General features: G+C 58.0%; 18 protein-coding genes. 2 read left to right on the top strand and 16 right to left on the bottom strand.

Annotated features, from left to right (window positions below; all coding sequences use genetic code 11):
• Positions 1–42 precede the first annotated feature (42 nt).
• Positions 43–5,268 carry an NEL-type E3 ubiquitin ligase domain-containing protein gene (locus tag ACI7MX_RS04540; protein ID WP_405585290.1) on the top strand — a complete coding sequence of 1,742 codons (5,226 nt, stop codon included), beginning with the start codon at positions 43–45 and terminating at the stop codon, positions 5,266–5,268.
• A gap of 25 nt (positions 5,269–5,293) precedes the next feature.
• On the opposite strand, the gene ureC is transcribed toward ACI7MX_RS04540, so the two are convergent.
• The 11 genes from ureC to urtA form a co-directional block, all read right to left on the bottom strand.
• Positions 5,294–6,994, bottom strand: a complete 1,701-nt coding sequence (ureC, locus tag ACI7MX_RS04545) for an urease subunit alpha (protein ID WP_314484465.1) — start codon at positions 6,992–6,994, stop codon at positions 5,294–5,296.
• 114 nt (positions 6,995–7,108) lie between these two features.
• Positions 7,109–7,414 carry an urease subunit beta gene (locus tag ACI7MX_RS04550; RefSeq protein ID WP_314484462.1) on the bottom strand — a complete coding sequence of 102 codons (306 nt, stop codon included), beginning with the start codon at positions 7,412–7,414 and terminating at the stop codon, positions 7,109–7,111.
• On the bottom strand, positions 7,411–7,944 hold the full coding sequence (locus ACI7MX_RS04555; protein WP_405585294.1) for a GNAT family N-acetyltransferase: 534 nt from the start codon (positions 7,942–7,944) through the stop codon (positions 7,411–7,413). Before ACI7MX_RS04555 ends, ACI7MX_RS04550 begins: the two co-directional genes overlap by 4 nt.
• Positions 7,941–8,474 (bottom strand): GNAT family N-acetyltransferase, encoded by a 534-nt coding sequence (locus tag ACI7MX_RS04560; protein WP_405585297.1) that lies wholly within the window; start codon positions 8,472–8,474, stop codon positions 7,941–7,943. The genes ACI7MX_RS04555 and ACI7MX_RS04560 overlap by 4 nt, the downstream gene beginning before the upstream one ends.
• 9 nt (positions 8,475–8,483) lie before the next feature.
• Positions 8,484–8,786, bottom strand: coding sequence for an urease subunit gamma (locus ACI7MX_RS04565; RefSeq protein WP_405585300.1), 303 nt, complete (start codon positions 8,784–8,786; stop codon positions 8,484–8,486).
• Between the two features lie 229 nt (positions 8,787–9,015).
• Complete coding sequence (locus tag ACI7MX_RS04570) at positions 9,016–9,855, bottom strand: urease accessory protein UreD (protein ID WP_405585303.1); 840 nt, start codon at positions 9,853–9,855, stop codon at positions 9,016–9,018.
• A gap of 33 nt (positions 9,856–9,888) precedes the next feature.
• On the bottom strand, positions 9,889–10,587 hold the full coding sequence (gene urtE, locus ACI7MX_RS04575) for an urea ABC transporter ATP-binding subunit UrtE (protein WP_314484449.1): 699 nt from the start codon (positions 10,585–10,587) through the stop codon (positions 9,889–9,891).
• Positions 10,588–10,622: 35 nt separating this feature from the next.
• On the bottom strand, positions 10,623–11,483 hold the full coding sequence (gene urtD / locus ACI7MX_RS04580; RefSeq protein WP_405585307.1) for an urea ABC transporter ATP-binding protein UrtD: 861 nt from the start codon (positions 11,481–11,483) through the stop codon (positions 10,623–10,625).
• Positions 11,480–12,559, bottom strand: a complete 1,080-nt coding sequence (gene urtC, locus ACI7MX_RS04585; protein WP_314484444.1) for an urea ABC transporter permease subunit UrtC — start codon at positions 12,557–12,559, stop codon at positions 11,480–11,482. The genes urtD and urtC overlap by 4 nt, the downstream gene beginning before the upstream one ends.
• Entirely contained in the window at positions 12,559–14,061 is a 1,503-nt protein-coding gene (gene urtB / locus ACI7MX_RS04590; RefSeq protein WP_405585311.1) for an urea ABC transporter permease subunit UrtB, read from the bottom strand. Before urtB ends, urtC begins: the two co-directional genes overlap by 1 nt.
• Positions 14,062–14,222: 161 nt before the next feature.
• Positions 14,223–15,488 carry an urea ABC transporter substrate-binding protein gene (gene urtA, locus ACI7MX_RS04595; RefSeq protein ID WP_314484438.1) on the bottom strand — a complete coding sequence of 422 codons (1,266 nt, stop codon included), beginning with the start codon at positions 15,486–15,488 and terminating at the stop codon, positions 14,223–14,225.
• 291 nt (positions 15,489–15,779) lie between these two features.
• Here urtA and ACI7MX_RS04600 point away from each other — a divergent pair, with 291 nt between their 5' ends.
• Entirely contained in the window at positions 15,780–19,187 is a 3,408-nt protein-coding gene (locus tag ACI7MX_RS04600) for a DUF4329 domain-containing protein (protein WP_405585315.1), read from the top strand.
• A 52-nt stretch (positions 19,188–19,239) separates the two neighbouring features.
• On the opposite strand, the gene ACI7MX_RS04605 is transcribed toward ACI7MX_RS04600, so the two are convergent.
• From ACI7MX_RS04605 to ACI7MX_RS04625, 5 genes are all read right to left on the bottom strand, one after another.
• On the bottom strand, positions 19,240–20,250 hold the full coding sequence (locus ACI7MX_RS04605; RefSeq protein WP_405585318.1) for a FecCD family ABC transporter permease: 1,011 nt from the start codon (positions 20,248–20,250) through the stop codon (positions 19,240–19,242).
• Positions 20,247–21,197, bottom strand: a complete 951-nt coding sequence (locus ACI7MX_RS04610; RefSeq protein ID WP_405585321.1) for an ABC transporter substrate-binding protein — start codon at positions 21,195–21,197, stop codon at positions 20,247–20,249. Before ACI7MX_RS04610 ends, ACI7MX_RS04605 begins: the two co-directional genes overlap by 4 nt.
• On the bottom strand, positions 21,194–21,982 hold the full coding sequence (locus tag ACI7MX_RS04615) for an ABC transporter ATP-binding protein (RefSeq protein ID WP_405585324.1): 789 nt from the start codon (positions 21,980–21,982) through the stop codon (positions 21,194–21,196). The genes ACI7MX_RS04610 and ACI7MX_RS04615 overlap by 4 nt, the downstream gene beginning before the upstream one ends.
• 155 nt (positions 21,983–22,137) lie before the next feature.
• Positions 22,138–24,255, bottom strand: a complete 2,118-nt coding sequence (locus tag ACI7MX_RS04620; RefSeq protein ID WP_405585327.1) for a TonB-dependent receptor — start codon at positions 24,253–24,255, stop codon at positions 22,138–22,140.
• Between the two features lie 166 nt (positions 24,256–24,421).
• Entirely contained in the window at positions 24,422–25,798 is a 1,377-nt protein-coding gene (locus ACI7MX_RS04625; protein ID WP_405585330.1) for a PepSY-associated TM helix domain-containing protein, read from the bottom strand.
• Positions 25,799–26,048 lie beyond the last annotated feature (250 nt).

Raw genomic sequence — 26,048 nt, forward strand, 5'->3', positions numbered from 1 at the left:
CCTCGATAAGCTGATGACTCAGACATTTATCGAGGGTCAACCATGTTTGATTCCAGTACTCCAGCGTCCTTTCTGAGTATTCAACCGGCACGGCGAGGGCGTCATGATGCCTTTCTTGAGCGGTCACTTCCCCGATGGCTGGTCGACACCAGCGTTGAACGCAAAATCGAACTCAAGAACACCCAACCCCATATTCCGGAGTGGTATGCCACTGCGACCGATACGCAAAAAAAACAGCTCAAAACGTTACTGGAGATTCGATTTACTTCGCAAAATCGCTTGGATAACCACCTACGAGCCCTGCAGGCGGCGCAGACTTTCGCGCAACCGCTGTTAGAGGCCGCCCTCAACGCTGCGGGTTTCACATTGCCTGTGAATGAAGTGTATCTGCGGCTCTACACGCCGACGGTGGATGCCTTCGGTGTCAAGTCCGGGGCGCAGAGCGTACGTACGCTGACATTGCTGCAAGCGGCGCTGCATAACTTTGAACAGCCCGAAACGCGAGTCAATTACTTTACTGAAGAGTCCGGCTTTATTACACAGCCTGATGAATTGGGGCGCTTTAAACCCTATACAACCTCACTGAAAATCGAGACCTTCACCCAATTGTGCCGCGACCTTGATATTGGCGCTCAATATCAGGAACACCTACAGACGTACTTGAATCCCCAGAACCTGGTGTCCCAAGGCGTACTGGAACACTGCTATGCCACTCAGCAAAAAGCCATGCTCAAGCTGGATGCGGAAATTGCCTTGCTCAAAGGGGATATCGGTTCCAGTAGCCACGCGCTGCTGATGCGCGTGATCAACGGTGAGCACAAGATCAGAGTGGGCGACCAGCAACTGTGGTACTGGACCCCTTGTGTGATGGGGCTTGCGCTGCATGGCTGTGTGGTCTTCGCCCTCGGGGTGAAATACCGATATGCCGACCAGTTCATTGTCTGGATTGCGGGCGATCCGGAGCATCCCCTTAAGTGGTATGCCACGTTTGGAGATTTTCGTGACGAGCTGGTACGCAAGCTAACGGCTCGCAGTACGACCTTGACGCAAAGCGGGCTAACGCCCTATCAGGAGTTTCTAAGCCGGTTTATTAAACAAGCGGATCGTCCTTATTACTACAGGCGCTTAACCGAGTACGTTAATGATGCGCCTGATCAGCCTTGGGGACTGAGATGGTTTCGCTCCGAAACCACCCAGTTCTGGTTCCGCAGTTTGGCGCCACTGGCTTCGTTGGCGCTGGCCGTACAGCCCAACCCGCTAACTCATAAACGCCGTGTTCAGATTGACCACCCCAGTATTCACGTTAATGCCATTACCTTGGGTGACGAAGCCTATTGGGCAGAGCTGGATCTCTGGAGCACATTGCTCAAAGAGATGCGCACCCAAGCCTTTGCCAATGCGAGCGTCATGACGTTACCCACCGCGATGGCCGATGCCAATAATCGTTCGTTGCGCTATACGCAGTACCTGAACATTGGGTTGTTTGCAGTCAACCTTGTGGCGATGGTCATACCGCCCTTGGGCGAAGTCATGATGGCAGTGATGGCGGGGCAACTGCTTTATGAAACCATCGAAGGCATTCATGAGTGGTCTGACGGCGACAAGGAAGCGGCCTGGGCCCACATCAGTGCCGTGCTGGAAAATATGGCGACATTGGCAGCAGGTGCTGGCGCCGTCATCGCGGCGTCTCCCATTATCGATGGACTCAAAAAAATCACCCTGCGCAATGGTACTCAGCGGTTATGGAACGTTGATCTGCGCCCCTATGAACGCCTGATTGAAATCTATCCCAGCACCAAGGTGAATGAGCCAGGCCTTTACCTGATCGAGGGGCAGAAAGTGTTGTCGCACGAGGGTAAAACCTATGTGCTGGAACCAGATCCCATGTCCGAGCAATACCGCGCCATTCACGCCACAGACCCAACGGCCTATAGGCCCGAGTTCAAGAGCAGTGGTCATGGAGTATGGGTGGATGAAACAGATCAGCCGCTTACCTGGAGCCGCAAAACCCTAAAACGTCGCTTGGGGCCGTTGGTCAAAGGTCTGCGGGACATAGACATTGAACTCATGCTTAAGGTGTGTGACGTGCAAGAGGGTGACCTGCGACGTATGTATGCCGAAGGCGAGCCGATGCCGATGTTACTGCTGGAAAACTTGCGCCAACTTAAGGCGTACACCACGGCCAAACGTATTGTTACTGAAGTGCGCGTTGGTCGTATTTCTGAAGAGTTGTGCGGCTATGTGGCCGCGCTCACGGTTGACATGCCCGGCTGGCCAGCGGCAAAAGCGATTGAAGTGGCTGATTCACGAGCGCGCCATGCAAACAGCATCAGTTATGGCAACGCTAAGGCAACGCCGGGAGATGTGATCAGAATCAGTCGAGCTGACTTGATGACAGGCGAACTGCCAGGTCGTCTGGCGGACAGCTTGAGCGTGCCGCAACTTGAAGGGCTGCTGGGCAATCGTATGCCCTTTGATCGGGCAGATCGCCTGGATATGCTCAAAGAACGGTTAAGTGCGCACATGAAAAAAAATACCCAGCGTCTGTTCGACAGCTTGCGTGAGGATCCTGTCTCCACAGCAGACCCTGCGCATCGACTCATTGAGTTGATTAAACAGATGTTTCCAACATTACCCAGCGCAATGGCTCGGCGATTGGTCGCCCAGGCGGGGCTAGACGAAATCAAACAGCTCGCCACCGGCAAAGTACCTTTGCGTTTGATTCAGTCCGCCCGCACGTTGCAACGTAATACGCGGCTTTCCTCCGCGTACTTGGGGTTATATCGAAACGGACTGGTCACCCAAGATACCGAGGTGCTGGCCTTAAATACGCTCAAAACGCTGCCCGGTTGGAAAAAAGACCTGCGCCTTGAAGTGCGTGATGGGTATTTCTCAGGTCGTCTGAGGGCCAGCATTGGCGAGCAGGATGATCGCTATCGAAAAGTTCTGGTGAGAGTCTCTGTTGGCAAGTACCAGGCTTTGGATGGCGAGGGCAATCAACTGCATGGCATTGATGACTTTTACAGCAGCGTGCAACACGCCTTGCCGGATGATTATCGAAAAGCGCTTGGAGTGCCTCATGTTGGGCAAGGGCTCCAGTTAAAGCGTGGCTTGCAGCGCCGCGCGTTACCGCGCGATCAACTGCAAAAACTGCTGAAATTGAAAACCGACAGCCGTCCCTATTTTCTGCCACCCCAGCGTTTGGTTGATGGTCGGTTGGGTTATGTGCTCAGTGGTAGAGGTGTGCTTGTTGAGGATGATGCTCAGTGGGCGGCGATGAAAGTTCGCTTGGGACGGCTTTATCCAACATTCACTTCAGACGAGATAAATGCTTTTTTTAAAAATAACAATGCGCTCTCAGCACACCGTCTCCAAACCTTGGAAGATGAATTTGAAGCGTTCGCCACCCTACTGGGTGACTGGAATTACTTACCCGTCAAGGGCAGACTTTTGAGTGACGTACCCACACCCAATGAAGAGCGCGTCATGAGGCTCAAGTACCAAGTGCGTGAGCGTTTGGAAAAAGCCTGGCGTCGATCCGGGCAACCTCACTTTGACCGCACGGGGCAGTACCTGGGCCAACAGTTGAGTTTTCCACTAGAGGGTGTGGGGCCGGTTTTGCAGAGTTTGCCGGCGCTGCGTGCTGACCTGAGCCACGTCAGCAAACTCAATTTGTCAGGGGTCGGGGTCGGGGACGGAATTGACACATTCCTCACCAGTTTCAAGCACCTGCGAGAACTGCATCTGACGGGCGAATCGTTGACTCATGTGCTCCCAGCCATCGCGGACATGCCATTTTTAGAAGTGCTCGATCTCAAAGGCAACGCTATCGTGCTGACCCCGCCAGCGGTCGCCCAGTTACGATCTTTGGTTCGCATGCGGGAGTTGTCCTTTGAGGGCTGCCCGCTGGGCTTGCCTCCGGATATCAGCCGCATGCCTTACCTGTCGAAATTGACGCTGACCCAATGCGCGCTTGATCGTTGGCCGGCGGGGCTCTTTGCGCACCCACGGGCACGTGAGTTCAACTTGCTTCTGGATAAGAACCCGCTTCGTCACATTCCAGAGGTGCCGCCGGGTTCCGATAAGGCAGCAACCGTTGCACGCACCCATTTGACCCTCAGTGAAGTTTCCACGGAGGTGGCCGAGCGCTTTAACTTGTATATCGAGTCGGTGGGTATAGAACCGCTGCGACGCATTCCTTCGAAGTTTGAGCTCGATAGCCTTCACTGGATGAGTGGTTTGGCGCCCGAGCAAGTGGTGCATAAGCAGGCGCTGTGGAGCGCTGTTGAAGCGCATTTAGGTTCTGAGCCTTTTTTCAATGTGATCCGCGATCAGGCCCGCTACTTGGACGTTCGTAGTCAGGCGTTCAAGCTGGACATGAGCGACAAGGTTTGGCGCATGCTGCAAGCCGTTTCGGATAGCCCTGTACTTCGCGATACGTTATTTGAGATGGCCGCCGCTCCTTATCGCTGCGTGGATGCGGGGGTGCAGTTGTTCAATGCGATGGGGGTTGAAGTCAGGGTGCACGAGATCTACCGGGGTTCCCGATTATTCGTCGGTGAACAAATGTATGAACTGGCTAGAGGCAAGGTGCGCCTTGATGAGTTGGGGGCCATTGCCCGGGCACGTGTGCGTGTACTTGAGGGCGAGGGGCGTCTGCACCCTGAGTACGATGCAGACCGCAAGCGGGTCCTGCACTTTGACAGCAGTGGCAGGCAGATCCGCGACATTGATGAGGCTGAAATCTATCTGGCCTATACCACTGAACTGGCGCAAAGGCTGCATTTGCCATGGCAGTCACCCGAAATGATGTTTCCCGAGCCTGATGTGACGCCGGCAATGATAGAGCTTGCCTATCAACGAGTTAACGAGCTGGAGCAAGGAGGTGGCCTGTTTGATCAACTCTTGGATCAGCCCATCTGGATCGAGTATTTGAGGGGCGCCCATGCTGCGATGTTTAAGCCGGTAAGGGAAAAAATGATTGCCTTGACCGATTTGCAAGTAGGGCTACGCGAGTGGGTCGAAGAACCGGGCTTGACTGAGCAACAGCGGGCGCAGTTACGCACAACCATCGAAACCGCCGCCCGGTTGCTAGTTAAGTCTGCTGACGAGGTGGCCCCCGGCAGATTGATGTCCAACACGGTCTATGACGCTGACATGCGCGTCCTGGACGCCGAAGAGCGTGAACTTATGCGTACCTTGACAGCACAGTTCTCCAGGCCGCTCCTGGATTCCCTGCTGAGCGATTCAGACTCGGACTTTGATTAAGCGCCAGAGTGCTAAAAGGCGTGTTTCAAAATAGAAAATAACGCTGGGCCATGGGCAGCACTTCTGCCGGCTCACACCACAGCAACACGCCATCGGCCTTGACCTGGTAGGTCTGTGGGTCGACTTCAATGGTGGGCAAGTAACCGTTATGAATCAGGTCGGTTTTTTGCACATCGCGACAGCCCTTGACCACGGCGATCTGCTTTTTAAGCCCGAGTGTTTCCGGCACCCCCGCATCAAAAGCCGCCTGGCTGATAAACGTCAGGCAGGTGGCATGCCGCGAGCCGCCATAACTGGCGAACATGGGGCGATAGTGAACCGGCTGGGGTGTCGGAATCGAGGCGTTGGCATCGCCCATCAAGCTCGATGCAATGGCCCCACCCTTGAGAATCAAGGTAGGTTTAACCCCGAAAAACGCCGGGCGCCACAGCACCAGATCGGCCCATTTGCCCACTTCAATCGACCCCACTTCATGGCTCACACCGTGGGTGATCGCCGGGTTGATGGTGTACTTGGCGATGTACCGCTTGGCGCGGAAGTTATCGTTGCCGGGTGCGTCTTCGGGCAGGGGGCCGCGTTGTTTTTTCATTTTGTCGGCGGTTTGCCAGGTCCGGGTGATCACTTCACCCACACGGCCCATCGCCTGGCTGTCAGAGCTGATCATCGAGAACGCGCCCAGGTCATGCAGGATGTCTTCGGCGGCAATCGTCTCGCGGCGGATGCGGCTTTCGGCGAATGCCACGTCTTCGGCAATACTGGGGTCCAGGTGATGGCAAACCATCAGCATGTCGAGGTGTTCGTCGATAGTGTTACGGGTGAATGGCCGAGTCGGGTTGGTCGAACTGGGCAGCACGTTGGTCAAGCCGCAGGCCTTGATGATGTCCGGGGCATGACCGCCGCCCGCGCCTTCGGTGTGGTAGGTGTGGATGGTGCGGCCCTTGAAGGCGGCCAGGGTGGTTTCAACAAAGCCAGACTCGTTCAGCGTGTCGCTGTGAATCGCCACCTGCACGTCATACAGGTCGGCCACGTTCAGGCAGTTGTCGATAGAGGCGGGCGTGGTGCCCCAGTCTTCGTGCAACTTGAGACCGATGGCGCCGGCTTCGACCTGCTCGATCAGCGGCTGTGGCAGGCTGGCGTTGCCCTTGCCGGTGAAGCCCATGTTCATCGGGAACGAATCGGCGGCTTGCAGCATGCGCGCCATGTGCCACGGGCCGGGGGTGCACGTGGTGGCGTTGGTGCCCGTGGCGGGGCCGGTGCCGCCGCCGATCATGGTGGTCACGCCGCTGTTGAGCGCTTCTTCGATTTGCTGCGGGCAGATGAAGTGAATGTGCGTGTCGATGCCGCCTGCTGTGAGGATCATGCCCTCACCGGCGATGACTTCAGTGCTGGCGCCAATGGCGATGGTCACGTTGGGTTGGATGTCAGGATTACCGGCTTTGCCGATGGCGTGGATACGACCGTTCTTGAGGCCCACATCGGCTTTGACGATGCCCCAGTGATCAATGATCAGCGCGTTGGTGATCAGGGTGTCGACCACCTCGGCGGCGAGCAACTGGCTTTGGCCCATGCCGTCACGAATCACCTTGCCGCCGCCAAACTTTACTTCTTCACCGTAGGTGGTGAAGTCTTGCTCGACCTCAATCCATAGCTCGGTGTCGGCCAAACGAACCTTGTCGCCTACAGTCGGGCCGAACATATCGGCATAAGCCTGGCGGGAAATTTTCATGTCGATTCTCGAAGTTATAAAGCAGTTGCAAGCTTCAAGCTGCAAGAAAAAGCGGTCTGGGGAACGCCGCTCATTGCTGTCTTGAAGCTTAGAGCTTGAGGCTTGAAGCTGATCTTAAAGATCTCCCATTATCCGTCCGGCAAAGCCGAACACGCGGCGTAGCCCGGCCAGTTCCACCAGCTCCACTTCGCGGGTCTGGCCCGGCTCGAAACGCACCGCGGTACCCGCCGGAATGTTGAGGCGCATGCCACGGCTGTCGGCACGGTCAAACATCAGGGCGTCGTTGGTTTCGAAAAAGTGGTAGTGCGAGCCGACTTGAATCGGTCGATCGCCGCGGTTGGACACGCTGAGGCTGTGGGTGCGCCGACCGACATTGAGTTCGATCTCGCCCGCTTCAATCCGGTATTCGCCTGGAATCATTGCGGCTCACTCAAGGTTTTGTAGTAGATGGCCGTGGGGCTGTAATGGCCGTTGGGGCTTTGGCAGTAGTTGGGCAGTTCGCCGACGCGGGTGTAGCCCAGAGCGCTGTAGAAGTTTTCAGCCGGTGAACCGGCTTCGGTGTCGAGGTGGAGGAGGCCGCGTTTTTGCTCGCGTGCCCCTTGCTCCAGGGCGTGGATCAAGACTTGGCCCAAGCCACGGCGGCGTGCTTCGTTGAGCACCAGCAGCTTTTGCACTTCGGCGCGGTTCAGGCCATTGGTCTTTTGGCACAACGCCAATTGCACGCTGGCCAGCACGCGTTGTTCTTCAACCAGCACCCACAACAGCAGGTTGTCTTGATCCAGTTGTGCATGCACTTCGTCGAAGTAGCGATTGGCCTGTGGCAGATCGAGGTCGTCCATAAATCCGACCGAAGCGCCGTGCTTCACGGCGTCGAGCAGCAACACGATCAAGTCTTCACGGTACTGGGGAAAGGTGGAGGCCGTGACGTGAATCACCTGTTCGGCGTTCATTGATCGCGCTCCTGAGGTGGCAGTGCGCCGGGGTTGAGCATGAGTTGCATAAAGGTCAGGTCGAGCCAGCGACCGAATTTGATACCGACCTGCGGCATGCGCCCGCTGGTGACGAAACCCAGCTGTTTATGCACGTGAATCGATGCGGCATTGCCGCCTTCGATGGCCGCAACCATCACGTGTTTGTCGCACGCTCGGGCGCGCTTGATCAGCTCGGCCAGCAACTGTGGGCCGAGGCGCTTGCCGCGCTGCTCAGGGTGCACGTACACCGAGTGCTCGACCGTGTGGCGAAACCCTTCAAAGGGTCGCCAGTCACCAAAAGAGGCGTAACCCAAGGGAATATGGGTGTCGTCGACAATCACCAGAATCGGATAACCCTGTGCCTGACGGGCGCTGAACCATTGCTGGCGGTTATCGAGGTCAACGGTTTGCTCGTTCCAGATGGCGAGCGTGTTGAGCACTGCATCGTTGTAAATCTCGCGAATGGCCGGGAGGTCAGCCGGGACGGCATCACGAATGACATAAGACATGGCGCAGCCTCAAGCGATGGGTTGGTGGACAGTGACCAGTTTGGTGCCATCCGGGAAAGTGGCTTCGACCTGGATGTCGGGGATCATCTCCGGGATGCCTTCCATCACTTGCTCGCGCGTGAGGAGCGTGGTGCCGTAGTGCATCAGTTGCGCCACTGTGCGGCCATCGCGGGCGCCTTCGAGCAGGGCGGCAGAAATATAAGCGATGGTTTCCGGGTAATTGAGTTTCACACCGCGGGCCAGTCGACGCTCAGCCAACAGGCCGGCGGTGAAGATCAGCATCTTGTCTTTTTCGCGTGGAGTCAGGTCCATGGTGGCGTCCGTGTTCGGCAGTTAAAAGTGGTGTGGGTTGCTCAACATCAAAAGCCCCTCACCCTAGCCCTCTCCCAGAGGGAGAGGGGACTAAAAGCAAAAGCAAATCTGTGTAACACCTCCAATCATCTCCTTCTCTCGTGAGCGAGGACTGAAGGCAAAAGCAGATCTGTATAACACCCCCAATCAGCCCCCTCTCCCTCCGGGAGAGGGTTGGGGTGAGGGCGCTTCAGGTACTCCAAATTCTCGGCGCTACCGCCTCGCGCCCCAGCAATGCCGGGCGCAGCAAGCGCCATAAATCAATCAGCCAGCCACGTGCCTGCAAAGCTTCGCCCGCCAGACACCGCGCCACCAGCAACCCCGGCAGTTGGGTCAAATCCCCGCGCACCGAGTTCGGCAAGCTGCGGCAGGTTTCCAGCAACTCAGCGCTGATTTCACCCGTGACCAGCAACGTTGCAAACACCGGATTACCGTCTAGCCCAATGGGCGAGTCCAGCAGCCCATCGTCGCCGACAATACGCTGGCGCTCATGCCAGAGCAGTTGGCCGTCGCGACGAATATCCAGCCCAGACTGAAAGTGCCCGCGCTCAAAACGCTCGCCACTGGCCAGTCGGCCCAACGCAACCATGTCCCAGTAAAACAGCCGCGCATCGCCTTCAAGCTCTATGCGGGTGCTGAGTTCAGCCTGGGCCGCGCTGAAGACGATGGTTTCTTGTGGCAGCCATTCCAGGGTGGCGCCGGCCGCTACGTTAAGCTCGACAGTTTGATAGGCCGGGCCCGCCGCGCGATACCACTTGGCCGCGCCGGGGCTGGTGAGTTGCGCCCAGGCATCGGGGCCGACCCTGGCGCGGATGTCCAGACGGTCACCGCCCGCAATCCCGCCAGGCGGGTGCACGATGATGTGCTGGCACACTTCGGGGCCTTCGGCGTACAGGTGCTTTTGCACCCGCAACGGGCCAAGGTGGCGACGCAAGGTCGGGCGCGTGCTGTCACCGAAACGGCCATAGCCCAGCTCCAGCTCGGCATGCCAGCTGGGGGTGAACAACGCGGTGTTGGCAGGCAGGTTCATATGTAAGATTTTTTACCCGGAAAGAGAGACAGATTAAATCGTCACCAGCCCGCGCACACCCTCTGTTTGCATATTTTCACCACGGCCTTGCTGCACGATTTCACCGCGCGACATTACCAGGTATTGATCGGCCAATTCTTCGGCGAAGTCGTAGAACTGCTCCACCAGCAAAATGGCCATGTCGCCGCGTGCCGCCAGCATTTTGATCACCGCGCCGATCTCCTTGATCACCGAGGGTTGAATGCCTTCGGTGGGCTCGTCGAGGATCAGCAAGCGCGGGCGGCTGGCCAATGCACGGCCAATGGCCAGTTGTTGTTGCTGGCCACCGGACAGATCGCCGCCACGGCGGTGCTTCATTTGCAACAACACCGGGAACAGCTCGTAGATGAACGCGGGCACTTCGCGGGCTTCGGAACCCGGGAATCGTGACAGGCCCATCAGCAGGTTTTCTTCGACTGTCAGGCGCCCAAAAATCTCCCGGCCCTGCGGCACGTAGGCGATGCCGGCGTGTACTCGCTGGTGAGGCTTGAGCGCAGTAATGGCTTTGCCTTCCCATTGCACCTCGCCTTCTTTGACCGGCAACAAACCCATCAAGCACTTGAGCAGCGTGGTCTTGCCCACGCCATTGCGGCCCAGCAGGCACGTCACTTCACCCACGTTGACCTTAAACGACAGGCCGCGAAGAATATGGCTACCGCCGTAGAACTGATGAAGCTTTTCGACTTGAAGCATGCATGTATTCCTTTTGACCTGCGGCTACAGGTTCGCTACCTACCCAAATACACTTCAATCACGCGCTCATCCGCCTGCACCTGTTCCAGCGAACCTTCGGCCAAAACGCTACCTTGATGCAGCACCGTTACGTGGTCGGCAATTGAGCCGACGAAGCCCATGTCGTGTTCCACCACCATCAGTGAGTGTTTGCCCGCGAGGCTTCTAAACAGCTCGGCAGTGAACTCGGTTTCGGCGTCGGTCATGCCCGCCACCGGCTCGTCCAGTAGCAACAGTTGTGGGTCTTGAACCAGCAACATGCCGATCTCCAGAAACTGTTTCTGGCCGTGGGATAACAGCCCCGCCGGGCGCTGCACCGAGTGGGTCAGGCGAATGGTGTCGAGCACTTCGCCGATACGGTCTTTTTGCTCGCCGGTCAGTTTGGCCCGCAAGCTGGCCCACACTGATTTGTCGGTCTTTTGCGCCAGTTCCAGGTTTTCAAACACGCTCAAGGCTTCAAAAACAGTGGGCTTCTGAAACTTGCGGCCGATCCCGGCCTGGGCGATTTGCACTTCGCTCATCTGGCGCAAGTCGAGGGTTTCACCAAACCAGGCCTGACCTTCGCTAGGACGAGTCTTGCCGGTGATGACGTCCATCATCGTGGTCTTGCCCGCGCCATTGGGGCCGATGATGCAGCGCAACTCACCCACGCCGATGTACAGGTTGAGGTTATTAAGGGCCTTGAAACCATCGAAGCTGACGCTGATGCCTTCCAGCGTCAGGATAGTGCCGTGACGCGTATTGAGGCCCGGCCCGGCAATCTGGCCCAAACCGATGGCATCACGGCTGGCGCCAGCATCTTTATTGGGGTCCAAAGCAGGTTCGAGCATAAAGTCCGCCGTTGCAGGAGTTCTCATTGGTCGCCTCTCTTTTTCAGCAGGCCAATCACACCTTTGGGCAGGTACAGAGTGACGACGATAAAGAGCGCGCCCAGGAAGAACAGCCAGTATTCAGGAAAGGCCACGGTAAACCAGCTCTTCATGCCGTTGACCACGCCAGCGCCGAGCAAAGGCCCAATCAAGGTGCCGCGCCCGCCCAAGGCCACCCAAACGGCGGCTTCAATGGAGTTGGTCGGTGACATTTCGCCGGGGTTGATGATGCCCACTTGCGGCACATACAGCGCGCCGGCCAAGCCGCACAGCACTGCGCTCAACACCCAGACAAACAACTTGAAACCGCGTGGGTCGTAGCCGCAGAACATCAGGCGATTTTCGGCGTCACGCAGTGCGGTCAGCACGCGACCAAACTTGCTGCGCGCCAAACGCCAGCCCAGAAACAGGCTGGTCACCAGCAACAATACGGTGGCGAAAAACAGCGCAGCGCGGGTGCCGGGTTCGGTAATGCCAAACCCCAGAATGCTGCGGAAGTTGGTAAAGCCGTTGTTGCCGCCAAAGCCGGTTTCGTTACGGAAAAACAGCAGCATCCCGGCGAAGGTCAGCGCCTGCGTCATGATCGAGAAGTACACGCCCTTGATCCGCGAGCGGAAGGCGAAGAAGCCGAACACCAGCGCGAGCAAGCCTGGCGCCAGCACCACCAGGCACATGGCCCACCAGAAGTGCTCGGTCCCGACCCAGTACCACGGCAACTCGGTCCACGACAAAAAGGTCATGAACGCGGGCAACTCATCGCCCGAGGCTTGGCGCATCAGGTACATGCCCATGGCATAACCGCCCAGCGCGAAGAACAACCCGTGGCCCAGTGACAGCAATCCGGCGTATCCCCAGACCAGATCCAGCGCCAGCGCGACGATGGCGTAACAGAGGATTTTGCCCACCAGGGTCAGGGTGTAAGCCGAGACCTGAAACGGGCTGTCGGCGGGCAACAACGAGAGTAACGGCATGGCCAGCAGCACCAGCAACACAAGTCCGCCCACCAGCGCGGTGAGTGTGGGCCCGGCTTTTTGCGTGGCCGTTAGCATAAGAGGCTGGTTCATCAGTCGATCACCCGTCCTTTCAGCGCGAAGAGACCTTGCGGACGCTTCTGGATAAACAGAATGATCAGCCCCAGGATCAGGATTTTGCCGAGTACGGCGCCGATCTGTGGTTCGAGAATTTTGTTCGCGATGCCCAGCCCGAAGGCCGCGTAGACGGTGCCTGCCAGTTGGCCGACGCCGCCCAGCACCACCACCAGGAACGAGTCGATGATGTAACCCTGACCGAGGTCCGGGCCGACGTTGCCGATCTGGCTCAGGGCCACACCGCCCAGCCCGGCAATGCCCGAGCCAAGGCCAAACGCGAGCATGTCCACGCGCCCTGTCGGCACGCCGCAGCAGGCGGCCATGTTGCGGTTCTGGGTAACCGCGCGCACGTTGAGGCCGAGTCGGGTTTTGTTCAGCAGCAGCCAGGTCAGCACCACCACCGCCAAGGCGAAGACGATGATCACCAGGCGGTTATAGGGCAGCACTAAATTAGGCAGCACTTGCAGGCCGCCCGAGAGCCAGGACGGGTTGGCCACTTCAACGTTCTGCGCGCCGAACAGCACACGCACCAGTTGGATCAGGATCAGGCTGATGCCCCATGTGGCAAGCAGGGTTTCCAACGGTCGGCCGTAAAGGTGCCGAATGATGGTGCGTTCCAGCACCATGCCCACGGCGGCGGTTACGAAGAACGCCACCGGCAACGCCAGCAACGGGTAGAACTCGATAGCGCCGGGGGCGAAGCGCTGAAACAGCAATTGCACGCAATAGGTCGAGTAGGCGCCGAGCATCAGCATTTCGCCGTGGGCCATGTTGATCACGCCCAGCAGGCCGAAGGTGATGGCCAAGCCGAGTGCCGCGAGCAGCAGAATTGAACCCAATGACAGGCCGCTGAAGGCTTGGCCCAGCAAGTCGCCGATCAGCAATTTGCGTTTGACTTGCGCCAGGCTGGTTTCGGCGGCGGTGTGCACGGTGGCATCGGTTTCGATGCCGGGTTGCAGCAGGGCTTCAAGACGGGTGCGCGCCAGCGGTTCACCCGTTTCACCCAGCAGGCGTACGGCGGCCAGGCGGACTGCCGGGTCGGGATCGACCAGTTGCAGATTGGCCAACGCCAGGCTGAGCGCTGAGCTCACATCGCTGTCGGTCTCGGCGGCCAGTTGCTGGTCGAGGAATTTGAGTTGTGCCGGTTTGGCGGATTTTTGCAGCTGTTGCGCGGCGGTAAGGCGCAGTTTCGGGTCGGCTGCCAACAGTTGATGGCTGGCCAATGCGGTGTCGATCAGACCGCGCAGGCGGTTGTTCAGGCGCAAGGTTTTGACCTCGCCGTCGACGCTGATGTTGCCTTGTTGCAGGCTGTTGATCAGTTCCACGCGAGAGGGTGTTGGTTGTGCAGCCCAGCTTTCGAGGAGTTGGGCTTGTGCGGCATTACTGGCCGCTGCGAAGTCGCTGGCGTCATCGGCCTGGGCGGCCCATGGCAGCAACAGCAGCAAGGCGAGGGTCAACCGATAAAGGGCAGTGAGCATGGCGTGTGTCCCTGTTTGGCAGGTGGTCGATCTTCAGGGCGCTGACCCTCACCCTAACCCTCTCCCAGAGGGAGAGGGGACTAAAAGCAAATCTGTGCATCACCACTGATCAGTCCCCTCTCCCTCCGGGAGAGGGTTAGGGTGAGGGGCTTTTGATGTGCTTAGTTACCCTTCACCGCGTAATCCGGCTTTTTGTCATTGCCCTGAATGTACGGGCTCCACGGCTGAGCGCGGATCGGCTCTTGGGTCTGCCACACCACGTTGAACTGACCGTCATCCTGAATCTCGCCAATCATCACCGGCTTGTGCAGGTGGTGGTTGGTCTTGTCCATGGTCAGGGTGTAACCCGACGGCGCGGCAAAGGTCTGACCGGCCATGGCTTCGCGGACTTTGTCGACGTCCGTGGATTTGGCTTTTTCAGCGGCCTGCGCCCACATGTGGATGCCCACGTAAGTGGCTTCCATCGGGTCGTTGGTCACCGCTTTATCGGCGCCCGGCAAGTTGTGGGCCTTGGCGTAGGCTTTCCAGTCATCCACAAATTTTTTGTTGACGGGGTTCTCTACTGATTCGAAGTAGTTCCAGGCTGCCAGGTTGCCCACTAACGGTTTGGTGTCGATGCCGCGCAGTTCTTCTTCGCCCACCGAGAATGCAATCACCGGCACGTCGGTGGCTTTCAGGCCCTGGTTGGCCAGCTCTTTATAGAACGGCACGTTGGAGTCACCGTTTACGGTGGAGATCACGGCGGTCTTGCCACCGGCCGAGAATTTTTTGATGTTGGACACGATGGTTTGGTAATCGCTGTGACCAAACGGGGTGTAGACCTCTTCGATGTCTTTGTCGGCCACGCCTTTGGAATGCAGGAACGCGCGCAGAATTTTATTGGTGGTGCGCGGATAAACGTAGTCGGTACCCAGCAACACAAAGCGCTTGGCGCTGCCGCCGTCTTCGCTCATCAAATATTCAACCGCCGGGATCGCCTGCTGGTTGGGCGCTGCGCCGGTGTAGAAGACGTTAGGCGACATTTCTTCGCCTTCGTATTGCACCGGGTAGAACAGCAAGCCGTTGAGTTCTTCAAATACCGGCAGCACGGACTTGCGCGACACCGAGGTCCAGCAACCGAACACCGCCGCGACTTTGTCCTGAGTCAGCAGCTGCCGGCTTTTTTCCGCGAACAGTGGCCAGTTGGACGCCGGGTCGACGACCACCGCTTCAAGCATTTTTCCGTTGACCCCGCCTTTGGCGTTGATCTCGTCGATGGTCATCAGCGCCATGTCTTTGAGCGAGGTTTCGGAGATCGCCATGGTTCCGGACAAGGAGTGCAGAATCCCGACCTTGATCGTTTCGGCGGCTTGCAGGGTCCAGGACATGCCCAAGGCTGCAATGGATGCCGTGAGGGTAAAAGCTTTGATCAAGTTACGACGCTTCATGGTGCGATCTCCAGGAACGTGATGTTTATCAGTGGCAGATACGGACGATGAAAGGGCTTTTGCAAAGGCTGGGCCGTGATTGATCAAAGGCTCAAGAACGAGCCCTTGCGCGAAGGTTGTGCACTTTTGTGCACCAGTTGGGCGCCTTCGCGGAGGTGCAGTGCACGGCTATGCGCTGCCTTGGTGCTAAACGTCAGGTTAATTAATTACCACCTGCGCCCATCCTTCAGCGTGAAAGATCGGGTTCTGTCGTGCATGTGCCGATGAGTACTGACCAAGGAACTGAACCCTATGAGCTCTGCTTATGAAATCCCGAAATTATTATTTGCGCCTAATGTGATTGGCCGACTGCCGACATTAAGTCCGCCCTTTATTAACCCTGATGACGCGGCGCGATTTGCCCATGAACTCATCGGTGACCACCATGATTCAGACTACGGCGGGGTAATTCTGAAAGATGCTGAAGGCCGTTACTTCGCCTCTCGCCCAGAAAAGGTGGTGGGTGACATTTTCAGAGCCACTCAATTTATTTCAAGCAGCGCGAGTGGCCAGCCATTACATCCGCCGGGATACACGTGTCATGCCTTCTACCAATCGCGCGAGCATCTGCTTGCCACGGAGCAGACACCCTTCCCGGGGGTGAAAAATGAAGAGGTGCACTTTCTGGCCAACTTCTTTTTGCCCGCAGACATACAGGCCTTATTGATTATGGCCAGCTTTACAACGACCTATTATTTGTCAGGGTTTAATGGCTCGTTGCTCAAAGTTGAATCCAGTGGAACACCGGAAGAAAGCGCCCTGTACGATTTTCTCGCGCATGCCCAGCAAGACAGCGAACTGCTGCTGGAAATGATTCAGTACATGAAGCAAGTCACCGAGACCATGCGGGTGAGTGTGGTGCAGTCCGCCGACGTATGGGCAGGCCATGTCGGACCGCTAACACCGGCGTTCTTTACGGCTGCCCGCCAGCCGACTGTGGTCGAGGGCGTTATTGTCCAGCGTCCTGCGTTGGGCCCGTTGCTGGCCAGTGAGCAACTGGCGCTTGAGTACGCCCGATCGCGTACAGCGGCACTGACCGATCAGCACTATGGATTTATTCTAAAAAGCACTGACAGTCAGGCATTCATCGTTTCGCAGCCGGTGACAGGGGTGATGGATTTTGCCCTTGAACGGGCGTTCCCCAAAGGCAGCAACGGTCATCCCGAGCTGCCCACCGGGTTTGCCATCGTCGCTGTGTACGGCTGTGATGGCGAATACCAAGACCCGGCGCTGATCCCCACGTCTCAGCCCACGGTGTACAAGAACTTTATGCACCCCGAGGCGTTTGAAAAGGGCGTACGCCAGGCTCAAGCGTTGGCCCCTGAAGATCATATTCATGCATTGCCTCTGTATATTGCGGCCCGAGACGGAGCATTGTTGAAGTACGTGTCGAGGTCCTCGCCTGTTGAAAATGACTTGTTTTCAAAATTGCCACTCAGTAAAGGTGGCGGCATGGAACTGCTGCACAACATACTTTCGGGGGCCGAGAGCATTGACGCAATGATCCACACCCTGGCTCACGCCGGTGTTCTGGACATTGTGCGTGGCAGTGATGTCTGGGGGGCAGAGGGCCGGGTTCAGTCGACCTGGCAGCCTTTTGAAGGCTTTATGCGACGTACACTGGGGCCTGTTTTCATTGACATGGACGATGCCGCGCGTTTCGCCCATGAGCAGATTGCACAGCGCGTAGATTTCACCTATGGCGGTCTGATCCTCCAGCGTTCGGACGGCCGTTTTGTCGCGACCGAACCCTTGGCCGTTACCACCGAAACCTTTAACTCATCTGTGGTTTTTCCGCCTGAGGTGGCTTCATTCATGCCATGGGGGTGTTGGGCCGTCGCGACCTATCACACTCACCGCATCCAGCCTTTGCAACTCTGGCGTTCCGACGAGGAGGAGCGGATCAATCGCAGCATGTTTGAACCCCATGAACTGCGTGTCGCCATGCAGGAACAGGTGGGCTATTCCCGTTACCTGTCGACGCAGGACGGCGCGCTGCTCAAGTACACGGCCAGTGGCACGGACCTGGAAAAGAAATTTTTGCCCCGAATAACGCCACCCGATGCTCACCACGAGCAGGTTTACAACAACCCGACCCGGATCAAACTGCGCACTGGCGCGCTCAAGCCCAGCCAATATGTCACCCAGGTAGCGCGTGTAGGCGATTTGAGCGTGGTGGTGGCCAGTCCGTTGTGGGGCGGGCGGGGCAAAATAAAGCCCGAATGGAAACCCGCTCAGGCCCCTGTTGAGGCCATAAGTGCTAGCCTGCCACCCGCCTTGAGCCCTGTATTCACCCAAGCCCAAGGCGCCATGCGCTACGTACACGCCCGCATGGGCGAGCGTACTCACACTCAGTTCGGCGTTATTCTCAAAAGCGTGCGCAGCGATCACTACATCGCTACAGAACCGCTGCCTGCCCGCAACGCGTCCCTGACGCAGATTTTTTCGCGTCCTTTCGGTTCACAGAGGTATAGCCTGCCTGCCGGTTTCGCTTTTGACTCGGTCTATATGGCCACGCCTAAAGAGCCTGTTGCGCGGGTGTTTGATGACGTATTGGCTGACTTTATTGCACCAACGGATCTGGTGAACCTTGCCGTGCTTTCGAGCTCAGTCCGTGATCAAACGGTCGGTCGCAGCGACTACCCTAAAATGTTCATTTCTACCCGCCATGGAGCCCTGCTGAGTTACCGCGCCGAGAATCTCAATACGCTACTGGGGCTGGACAGCAGTCTGGGTTCCAGCGTGTCCATCCTGGACCTGTTGAACACCCAGAAGCTGCGCTCACCGGATTACGTACGCAAAATCGCGTCCAGTGGAAATTTACAGGTCCTTCTATCCAGTAGCATGTGGGCCACGATCGGGCGTGTGACATCGGCCTGGCGTCCTTATGCGCTTGAAATACCCACGGGTCATGCATCAGTCGCCAATGTGCCTGCACTGGGGCCGGTCTTCAGTCATATCGATGATGCTGCGCTCTACAGTCACCGTAAAATTGTGCGCCCTCATAAGAGTGACGTCGTGGGTGCGGTGTTTTTCTCACCGGCTGACAGCACTTACGTATCCCTCGAGCCTGAGATCAATGGTATGGGCGCAAAGGCTCAGGACACTATTTTCCTCAATGCTTTGTTTGAGCGATCGTCCAGCAAAAATCGACCCTTGCCGGTTTTACCCGCAGGTTATGGGCCGGTAGCGATCTACTACGCGCGTTGCCCGGTAAAGCCGAGTATTGCAAGGCCAGGGCAGCGTAACTGGGTGGATCATACGTTTTGGCCCATGGACATTTGCTTTATGACCAAGAGCCTGGCGCGTTTGGAGTTTTCAGTGAACATCGCCTTCACATCAGGCAATGACGGTTCTTTATTGAAGTATGTGCGAAGCCCCGGCAAGGACGAGGGTGACTTATGCACATTGGTCGTGGGTTACGACTATTGGGAAAATCAATACTTGAATCAGGATTGGGTCGATAAAGGCCGCGAAACTGAGAGTGAATACATTGGCAAATTGGTCAAGACGGGGGAATTAGTGGTGGTACACACCGGCGAAAACTGGTCCCGCCTGGGGTGGGTGCCTGCCGACTGGAAGGGGCATGAGCCCGTAAAAGTCAGCCTTGTATTGCCGTGGGTACGCTCGCCATTCACCAGCACTAAAGACGAGCTTTAACTCGGGCCGGGCAGCCTGATCGCGCGGATGCCGCTGGTTATGCACATGAGCGTTAACGCTTACGCATCAAACCAATAAAGAACAGCCCGCCAATCGCCGCCGTGGCCACGCCGATGGGCAAGTCTTCGGGGGCGATCAAGGTGCGGGCGGCCACGTCGACCCAGAGCAGAAACACACTGCCAAGCAGGGCGGACACGGGCAATAAACGCCGGTGTTCAGCACCGACAAGGCGGCGAGCAATATGCGGGATCATCAGCCCGACAAAACCAATCGAACCGCTGATGGCTACCAGCACGCCGGTCATCAGTGAGGCGATCAAAAAGACTTTAAGCCGCACGTTACGCGCGTTGAGTCCAAGGGTGACGGCGGTTTGTTCGCCCGCCATCAAGGCGTTCAACGGGCGGGCCATGCCCAGCAACAACACCAGCCCCAGCAGCACGCTGGCGCTGGGTATGGCCAGCAATTCCCAGCGCGCCAGCCCCAACCCGCCGAGCATCCAGAACAGCACGGCGGAGCTGGCGCGATGGTCGCCCAAAAACAGCAAGGTGTTGGCCACCGCCATCATCACGAAAGACACGGCCACGCCGCACAGCAGAAGCCGGTCGCTGTCCAGGCGCCCGTGGCGGCTGGCGATGGCCAGCACCAGCAGCATGCTCAGCAGGGCGCCAATAAAGGCGGCAATCGGCAAGGTCAGCAGGCCGACGATTTCGCCGACATGCAGCACCACGATCACCGCACCCAAGGTCGCGCCACTGGTCACGCCCAACAGGTGCGGGTCTGCCAGCGGGTTGCGGGTCACGGCTTGCAGCACCGCGCCAATCAACGCCAACCCGGCACCGACCAGCGCGCCGAGTAACATGCGCGGCACGCGGATCAGCCACACGATATGTGCCTGGCCAGCGCTCCAACTGACTTCGCCGAGGCCAAACACCTTGTTCAGCAAAATGTGCCACACCACCTCCACGGGCACCCGCGCCGGGCCAAAGCCCAGCGACACCACGCACGACACCAGCAGCAGTGCGCCAAGGCCAACCAGCAGCAAGACGTAGCGGCGAGCCATCATTGTGGGTGGAACCCTTTGGCCAGGGTTTCGATGGCCAGCACGTTGTCGATGCCCGGCGTGGCTTGCACGTAAGGGATGACGATAAAGCGTTTGTTTTTGATGGCGTCTACCGATTGCAGCGCCGGATTGGTTTCGAGGAAGTGCTGCTTTTGCTCGGCAGTGACTTCGCTGTAGTCGACGATCACGATGACTTCAGGGTTGCGCTCGACAACGGTTTCCCAGTTGACGCGGGTCCAGCTGGCGTCGATATCACTCAAGATGTCGTCGCCGCCTGCGGCTTCGATCAACGCGTGGGGGATGCCCAGTTTGCCCGAAGTCATCGCGCGGTCTTCGCCGCTGTCATACAAAAACACCCGGGGCTTTGCAGCGTGTAGCGTCGTTTGTACCTCGGCGATTTTTTGCTGCATCTGGGCGATCAGCGCATTGGCGCGGTCTTGCACGTTGAAGATTTTGCCGAGGTTGCGCAGGTCGTTGTAAGTGTCTTCCATGCTGGCCGGAGGGCGCTTCATCACGAACGCACACGACTCGGTCAGCTCATACACGTTGATGCCCAGCGGCGTCAGGGTGTGCGGTGTGAGGTCGCCCCCCACGCGCATGCCGTAATCCCATCCGGCGAAGAAGAAATCGACGTTGGCGTTGAGCAGGGTTTCAACCGACGGGTACTTACTGGCCAGCTCAGGCAGGCCGTCGAGAATGGCCTTCATCTCTGGGGTGACTGACTTCCAGCCACTGACGCCGCTGTAACCCGCCATGCTCGGCTTGAGGCCCAGGGCGAGCATCATCTGGGTCATGTTGATGTCGTGGCTGACCGCGTGTTTGGGCGCTTGCTCGAAGGTCACAGCGCGGTTGCAGCTTGTGATCGTCAGCGGGTACTGCGTCGCTTCGGCATGGGCAAACTGTGCACCCAGTGCAACGCTCAGGCACAGCGCAAGGCGGATCAGGTTCATGGTTGAGTTATCCAGGTAATACGGGGGTAGCCGGACAGCGGATGCTCGTCGACCAGCGCGTCTACGCCAAATACATTGCGCAATAGTTCGACGGTCAGCACCTCGCGTGGTGTGCCGCTGGCGATGATTTTGCCGTGATTGATCACGTACAGGCGGTCGCAAAACGCGGCGGCCAGATTGAGGTCGTGGATGCTGGCCAGCGTGCCGATCTTGAGGCGCTTGACAAACTGCAGCAACTCCAGCTGATAACGCGGGTCGAGGTGATTGGTCGGCTCGTCGAGGATCAGCAGTTCGGGTTGCTGGGTCAGGGCGCGGGCCAGAATCACGCGTTGTTTTTCGCCGCCCGACAAGGTGGCGAAGGCGTGGTCTTCAAAGCCGAGCAGGCCGACGGATTCGAGCGCTGCTTTAGCGAGTGCGCGGTCGGTTTCGCTGTCGCCGTCGAACAGCCCTTTGTGCGGGGTGCGGCCCATAGCGACCACTTCTTCTACAGTCAGGCCAAAGGCGTCAGGGAATTCTTGCAACACCACAGCGATGCGCTGTGCGCACCAGCGTGGGGATTGCTGCCATAGGTTGTGGTGGTCGAGGTGGACGTCACCTGACTCAGGTTTGCTGAAACGGTAGGCGCAGCGCAGCAGGCTGGTCTTGCCGCTGCCGTTTGGCCCAATCAGTCCCACGAACTCGCCGGCGGCCACTTGCAGACTGGCATCACGCAGGTGGAACTGGTGATGGCAGTGGCCGTGGCCCAGAGGTGTCCAGGCGAGTTGCGTGAGGGTGAGGCGGGTCATAAAGGTCCGATCATTGATGGTTTAAAGCAAAAGCCCCTCACCCCAACCCTCTCCCGGAGGGAGAGGGGGTGGATGTGTGGTGAACATAGACGTTGTGCACGACACCCATCAATTCCCTCTCCCTCTGGGAGAGGGCTAGGGTGAGGGTCGGCGGGTCAAAAAGCGTAATCCGCCGTCACAAAGAACGAGCGCGGCTCGCCCATGATCCATTGCTGGCCGCGATTGTATTGCGTTACAGCGTATTGGCGATTGAATACATTATTAAGACGCAGCCCCAGCGTGGTTTTAGGCAGGGCTTTCCAGCTTGCCGTTGCATCCACTACGGTGTAGCTCGGCAACTCGACGGTGTTAGCGATGTCGGCATAACGCGAGTCGACATAACGCACGCCGGCGCCTGCATTCACGTCATCGGTGATGGCCTTGCTCAACCACAGGTTGGCGGTACGGCGCGGTACATCGGTCGGGCGGTTGCCCTTACGTGAGATACCTTCGTCATCGAATGTGTCGTATTGCGCTCGCACCACCGCGGCATTGACTTGCAACTGCCAGCGATCAGGCAATTGCAGATCAAGGCTGGCCTCAAGGCCGTTGGAGGACTGCTCTCCGACTTGCAGTGAGTTGCCGGGCACCACCGGGTCGGGTGTCAGCAAATCCTTTTTAACGATGTGATACGCAGCCAGCGTCCATTCGCCGCGTTGGTCCCAGAACATCTGTTTGAAGCCAATTTCGGTCTGCCGTGCGTGGGCCAGATCAAACCCTTGCTCGGACGGATACAAACTGATCAGTCCTGCCACGCCATCGACGCTGGTGGCTTGTTGAACATACACCGACATGTCGGGCGTCAGCTCGTAGACCAAGCCTACTTTCCAGCTGTTGGCAGACAGGCTGCGGTCACTGCGGGTGCCATCGATCAAGTCGTCGCGATCAAGGTGCACGATGTCTCGGCGCACGCCCGTCACCAGCGACAGCTGATCGGTCAGCTCGGTGCGGTTTTCCGCAAACAATGACACTTGCTGCGTGGTGGTTTTGAACTGGTCGCGGTAGGGCGAAGCACTTTCAAACTCGCCACGATCCGGGTGATACCTATTGATCGGCTGGCCGTCTGGATTGACGTCGTCGTACGGCGCGTTGCTGTGCAGATTGAAGTGAATCCGGTTGTAGTCTGCACCCACCAACGTTCTGCTGTTCAGCCCAAAAATGTCATGGTTGAGGGTAAACGTCTGACGGTCGCCGACCTGTTCCTGTTGATGCTTGATGCTGAAATAGCCACTGCGCAACAACGTTTGCTGGTCTTCGTTCCAGGCATGGCGTTCGGCGTTTTGCCAACGGCGCTGGGCCTTGAGGTAATACAGTTCGTTGCTGGCGCTGAGGTGGTCGCTGATCTGCCACTGCGTGTTCAGGCGCGTCCACTGATCGTTGTAATGCAGCTTGGCGTCGCGCACGTTGTAATTTTTGTCGCGCAGGCTCTTGTGATAATGACCATTGATCAGCGGGACGCCGAAGTCGTTCTGGGGTTCCTGGTCGCCGTAGTCGTGGCTCAGCGTAAACGCCAAATCGTCGGTCGCCTGCCAGCGCAAGGCGGCGCTGATAAAGGTATTTTCGGAGTCGCCATGGTCGACCCAGCCATTGCTTTGGGTATGGTTGAGGTTCAATCGGTAGCTCAGCGTGTCGGTCAGTGAGCCGCCGCTGTCCAGCGCCTGTTGCTGGGTGTCATAGGAGCCATAGCCGACGCGCAGGTGATTTTCGATCTCGCCACTGAAAGGCTTTTTGGGGATGACGTTGATCACAGCACCGGTTGCGCCTTCGCCATACAGCACTGAGGCCGGGCCACGCAGTACGTCGATACGTTCGACCGACCAGTCATCCACCGGAAAGGTCACGGTGCCGGCCCCGGTGTACAGGCGAATGCCGTCATACAGCTGCATCACCGACCCTTCGCCGACGAACCCCCGCGCCGAGTAGGCGGAGCCGCCATTGCCCGGCGTGCTGTTGTTGCTGATGCCGGTGGTGCGGGTCACGGCGTTCTGGACGCTGCGGTCACCGCGTGCGCGGATTTGTGCGCCGGTCAGGCTTTCAACGCTGGCCGGTGTTTCGAGGCTGTTTAGGTTCAGGCGTGAACCGGCGCTGGTGGCGGTCTTGAGGTCGATGCTTTCAACATCGACTTCAGGTGCGGTAATGGTAGCGGCAGGCAACATGAGAGAGGGGGCAGTGTCATCTGCATGCGCGCTGTTAATTGCCAGCAGGCAGAGGCTGGAAAGCAGGTACTTGTTCATCGGGGCAGTGAGTCGCTTATTCCAAAAGGTGTCCCCGCTGCCTCCTGGCTGCGGGGGAATCGAGCTTAAATAGTCTTGTTATAGGGTAACAACTATTTATTGTCTGATACTGGCGCGCCAGTATAGACAAGGCTCTGGAATGCGCATCTCGGCTGTTTAATCTTTATTATGAATGAGCTTCATGTGGCCGTTTTGCCCTCACAATCAACAGCAAACGATCGAGTAACCCAACGGCGATCAGTGAGGCACCCACCAGCGGAAAGGCAATGGCCAGCGCAAGGATGATGAAGACGCCCGTCTTCCAGGTGGGCAAATCATGACGCAGAGGCGGCACGCCCAGACCGCCTTGTGGGCGACGTTTCCACCACATCACCAACCCGCTGACCGAACTCAGCAAAATCATCAGGCATACCAGCAAAATCGCGATTTGGTTTGGCGAGCCGAACAGTTTGCCCTCGTGCAGCATGGCGCTCATTTCGGTGGCCCGGGCAACGTTGCCATAATGCTGCCAACGCACATCGGCCAGTACTTCGCCGGTGTATTGATCGACATGCAGGGTGGCGTCGTTGCGCGGGTCGTCGGCAAATACAGCGATGGTGAAAACACCTTCAGCCGTGGTCGGCAAGGTGATGCTGTAGCCGGGTTCGACCTTGCGTGCGGTGGCGGTTTCGTACACCTGTTGCAAGCTCACGCCGGGCGCGGCGGGGCCGCTTGAGTGAGCGGCGTGGCTCATGTGTTCGGCGTGGGCGCCAGAGACCGGCATCGGCGTGTTTTCCATCGCCCAAGGTACGGTTTGCCGAGCGGCAGTGTTGAGCGTGCGGGCTTCAACATCCGACTGGGGCACATTGTTCCACATCGCCGCCGGGAACTGGTTCCACAGGTCAGCGTACTGCTTGCCCCAGAAGCCGGTCCAGGTCATGCCGCTGATCAGCATGAACAACAGAAGGGCAGCCCCCCAAAAGCCGGTGACAGCGTGAAGGTCGCGCCACAACACCCGGCCTCGGCGGCTGAACCTGGGCCATAAAATCCCGTTGGCCGATTGCCCGCGTGGCCACCACAGGTACATGCCTGACACCACCAGCACGATCCCCCAGCCGGCGGCGAGTTCGATGAGGCGGTCGCCGAGGGTGCCGATCATCAACTCACCATGCAGCGCACGGGCCACGGCTTGCAGGTTGAGTTTGGCATCCTGCTGGCCGAGTACGGTTCCGCTGTAGGGATTGATAAATACATTCAGTTCGCGGCCACTGTTGTGCAGAACGAATTGTGCGCTACGTTCGGGGTTGATCGGTGGCAGGTATTGACTGATGTGGGCTTGTGGATAAACGGCCTGCACGAGCTTGAGTTGTTCGTCAGCGCTCAGGGTGTGATGGCCCGGTTGGACGTTGATCAGGTGGTCGTACATCAAGGGGTCGAGCTGAGGTTTGAATAAGTAAATGATGCCGGTGAGGGCCAGCAGGATCATAAACGGGGCGACAAACAGCCCGGCATAGAAATGCCAGCGCCAGGCCAGGTTGTAGAAAGACGGTGTGGGTTGGCTCATGTGAGCGGCTCCGCAAGTTGATACGTGTTGTTTTTGGGACCCTCACCCTAACCCTCTCCCAGAGGGAGAGGGGACTGACCGTGCGCGGTCTGAAGAACAGCGCCAATCAGCTCCTTCCCACAAAGGGAGAGGGGACTGACCGTGCGCGGTCTGAAGAACAGCGCCAATCAGCTCCTTCCCACAAAGGGAGAGGGGACTGACCGTGCGCGGTCTGAAGAACAGCGCCAATCAGCTCCTTCCCACAAAGGGA

This window comes from Pseudomonas sp. 2024-210, assembly GCF_045062345.1.
Taxonomy (GTDB): domain Bacteria; phylum Pseudomonadota; class Gammaproteobacteria; order Pseudomonadales; family Pseudomonadaceae; genus Aquipseudomonas.

Excerpts from the sequence above, each read along its gene's own strand:
- ACI7MX_RS04625 (WP_405585330.1), bottom strand. The coding sequence starts at position 25,798 with ATGAGCCAACCCACACCGTCTTTCTACAACCTGGCCTGGCGCTGGCAT.
- ACI7MX_RS04550 (WP_314484462.1), bottom strand. The coding sequence starts at position 7,414 with ATGATTCCAGGCGAATACCGGATTGAAGCGGGCGAGATCGAACTCAAT.
- ureC (WP_314484465.1), bottom strand. The coding sequence starts at position 6,994 with ATGAAAATTTCCCGCCAGGCTTATGCCGATATGTTCGGCCCGACTGTA.
- ACI7MX_RS04605 (WP_405585318.1), bottom strand. The coding sequence starts at position 20,250 with ATGATGGCTCGCCGCTACGTCTTGCTGCTGGTTGGCCTTGGCGCACTG.
- urtD (WP_405585307.1), bottom strand. The coding sequence starts at position 11,483 with ATGAGAACTCCTGCAACGGCGGACTTTATGCTCGAACCTGCTTTGGAC.
- ACI7MX_RS04570 (WP_405585303.1), bottom strand. The coding sequence starts at position 9,855 with ATGAACCTGCCTGCCAACACCGCGTTGTTCACCCCCAGCTGGCATGCC.
- urtC (WP_314484444.1), bottom strand. The coding sequence starts at position 12,559 with ATGAACCAGCCTCTTATGCTAACGGCCACGCAAAAAGCCGGGCCCACA.
- ACI7MX_RS04560 (WP_405585297.1), bottom strand. The coding sequence starts at position 8,474 with ATGTCTTATGTCATTCGTGATGCCGTCCCGGCTGACCTCCCGGCCATT.
- ACI7MX_RS04555 (WP_405585294.1), bottom strand. The coding sequence starts at position 7,944 with ATGAACGCCGAACAGGTGATTCACGTCACGGCCTCCACCTTTCCCCAG.
- ACI7MX_RS04565 (WP_405585300.1), bottom strand. The coding sequence starts at position 8,786 with ATGGACCTGACTCCACGCGAAAAAGACAAGATGCTGATCTTCACCGCC.
- urtB (WP_405585311.1), bottom strand. The coding sequence starts at position 14,061 with ATGCTCACTGCCCTTTATCGGTTGACCCTCGCCTTGCTGCTGTTGCTG.
- urtA (WP_314484438.1), bottom strand. The coding sequence starts at position 15,488 with ATGAAGCGTCGTAACTTGATCAAAGCTTTTACCCTCACGGCATCCATT.
- urtE (WP_314484449.1), bottom strand. The coding sequence starts at position 10,587 with ATGCTTCAAGTCGAAAAGCTTCATCAGTTCTACGGCGGTAGCCATATT.
- ACI7MX_RS04610 (WP_405585321.1), bottom strand. The coding sequence starts at position 21,197 with ATGAACCTGATCCGCCTTGCGCTGTGCCTGAGCGTTGCACTGGGTGCA.
- ACI7MX_RS04620 (WP_405585327.1), bottom strand. The coding sequence starts at position 24,255 with ATGAACAAGTACCTGCTTTCCAGCCTCTGCCTGCTGGCAATTAACAGC.
- ACI7MX_RS04600 (WP_405585315.1), top strand. The coding sequence starts at position 15,780 with ATGAGCTCTGCTTATGAAATCCCGAAATTATTATTTGCGCCTAATGTG.
- ACI7MX_RS04540 (WP_405585290.1), top strand. The coding sequence starts at position 43 with ATGTTTGATTCCAGTACTCCAGCGTCCTTTCTGAGTATTCAACCGGCA.
- ACI7MX_RS04615 (WP_405585324.1), bottom strand. The coding sequence starts at position 21,982 with ATGACCCGCCTCACCCTCACGCAACTCGCCTGGACACCTCTGGGCCAC.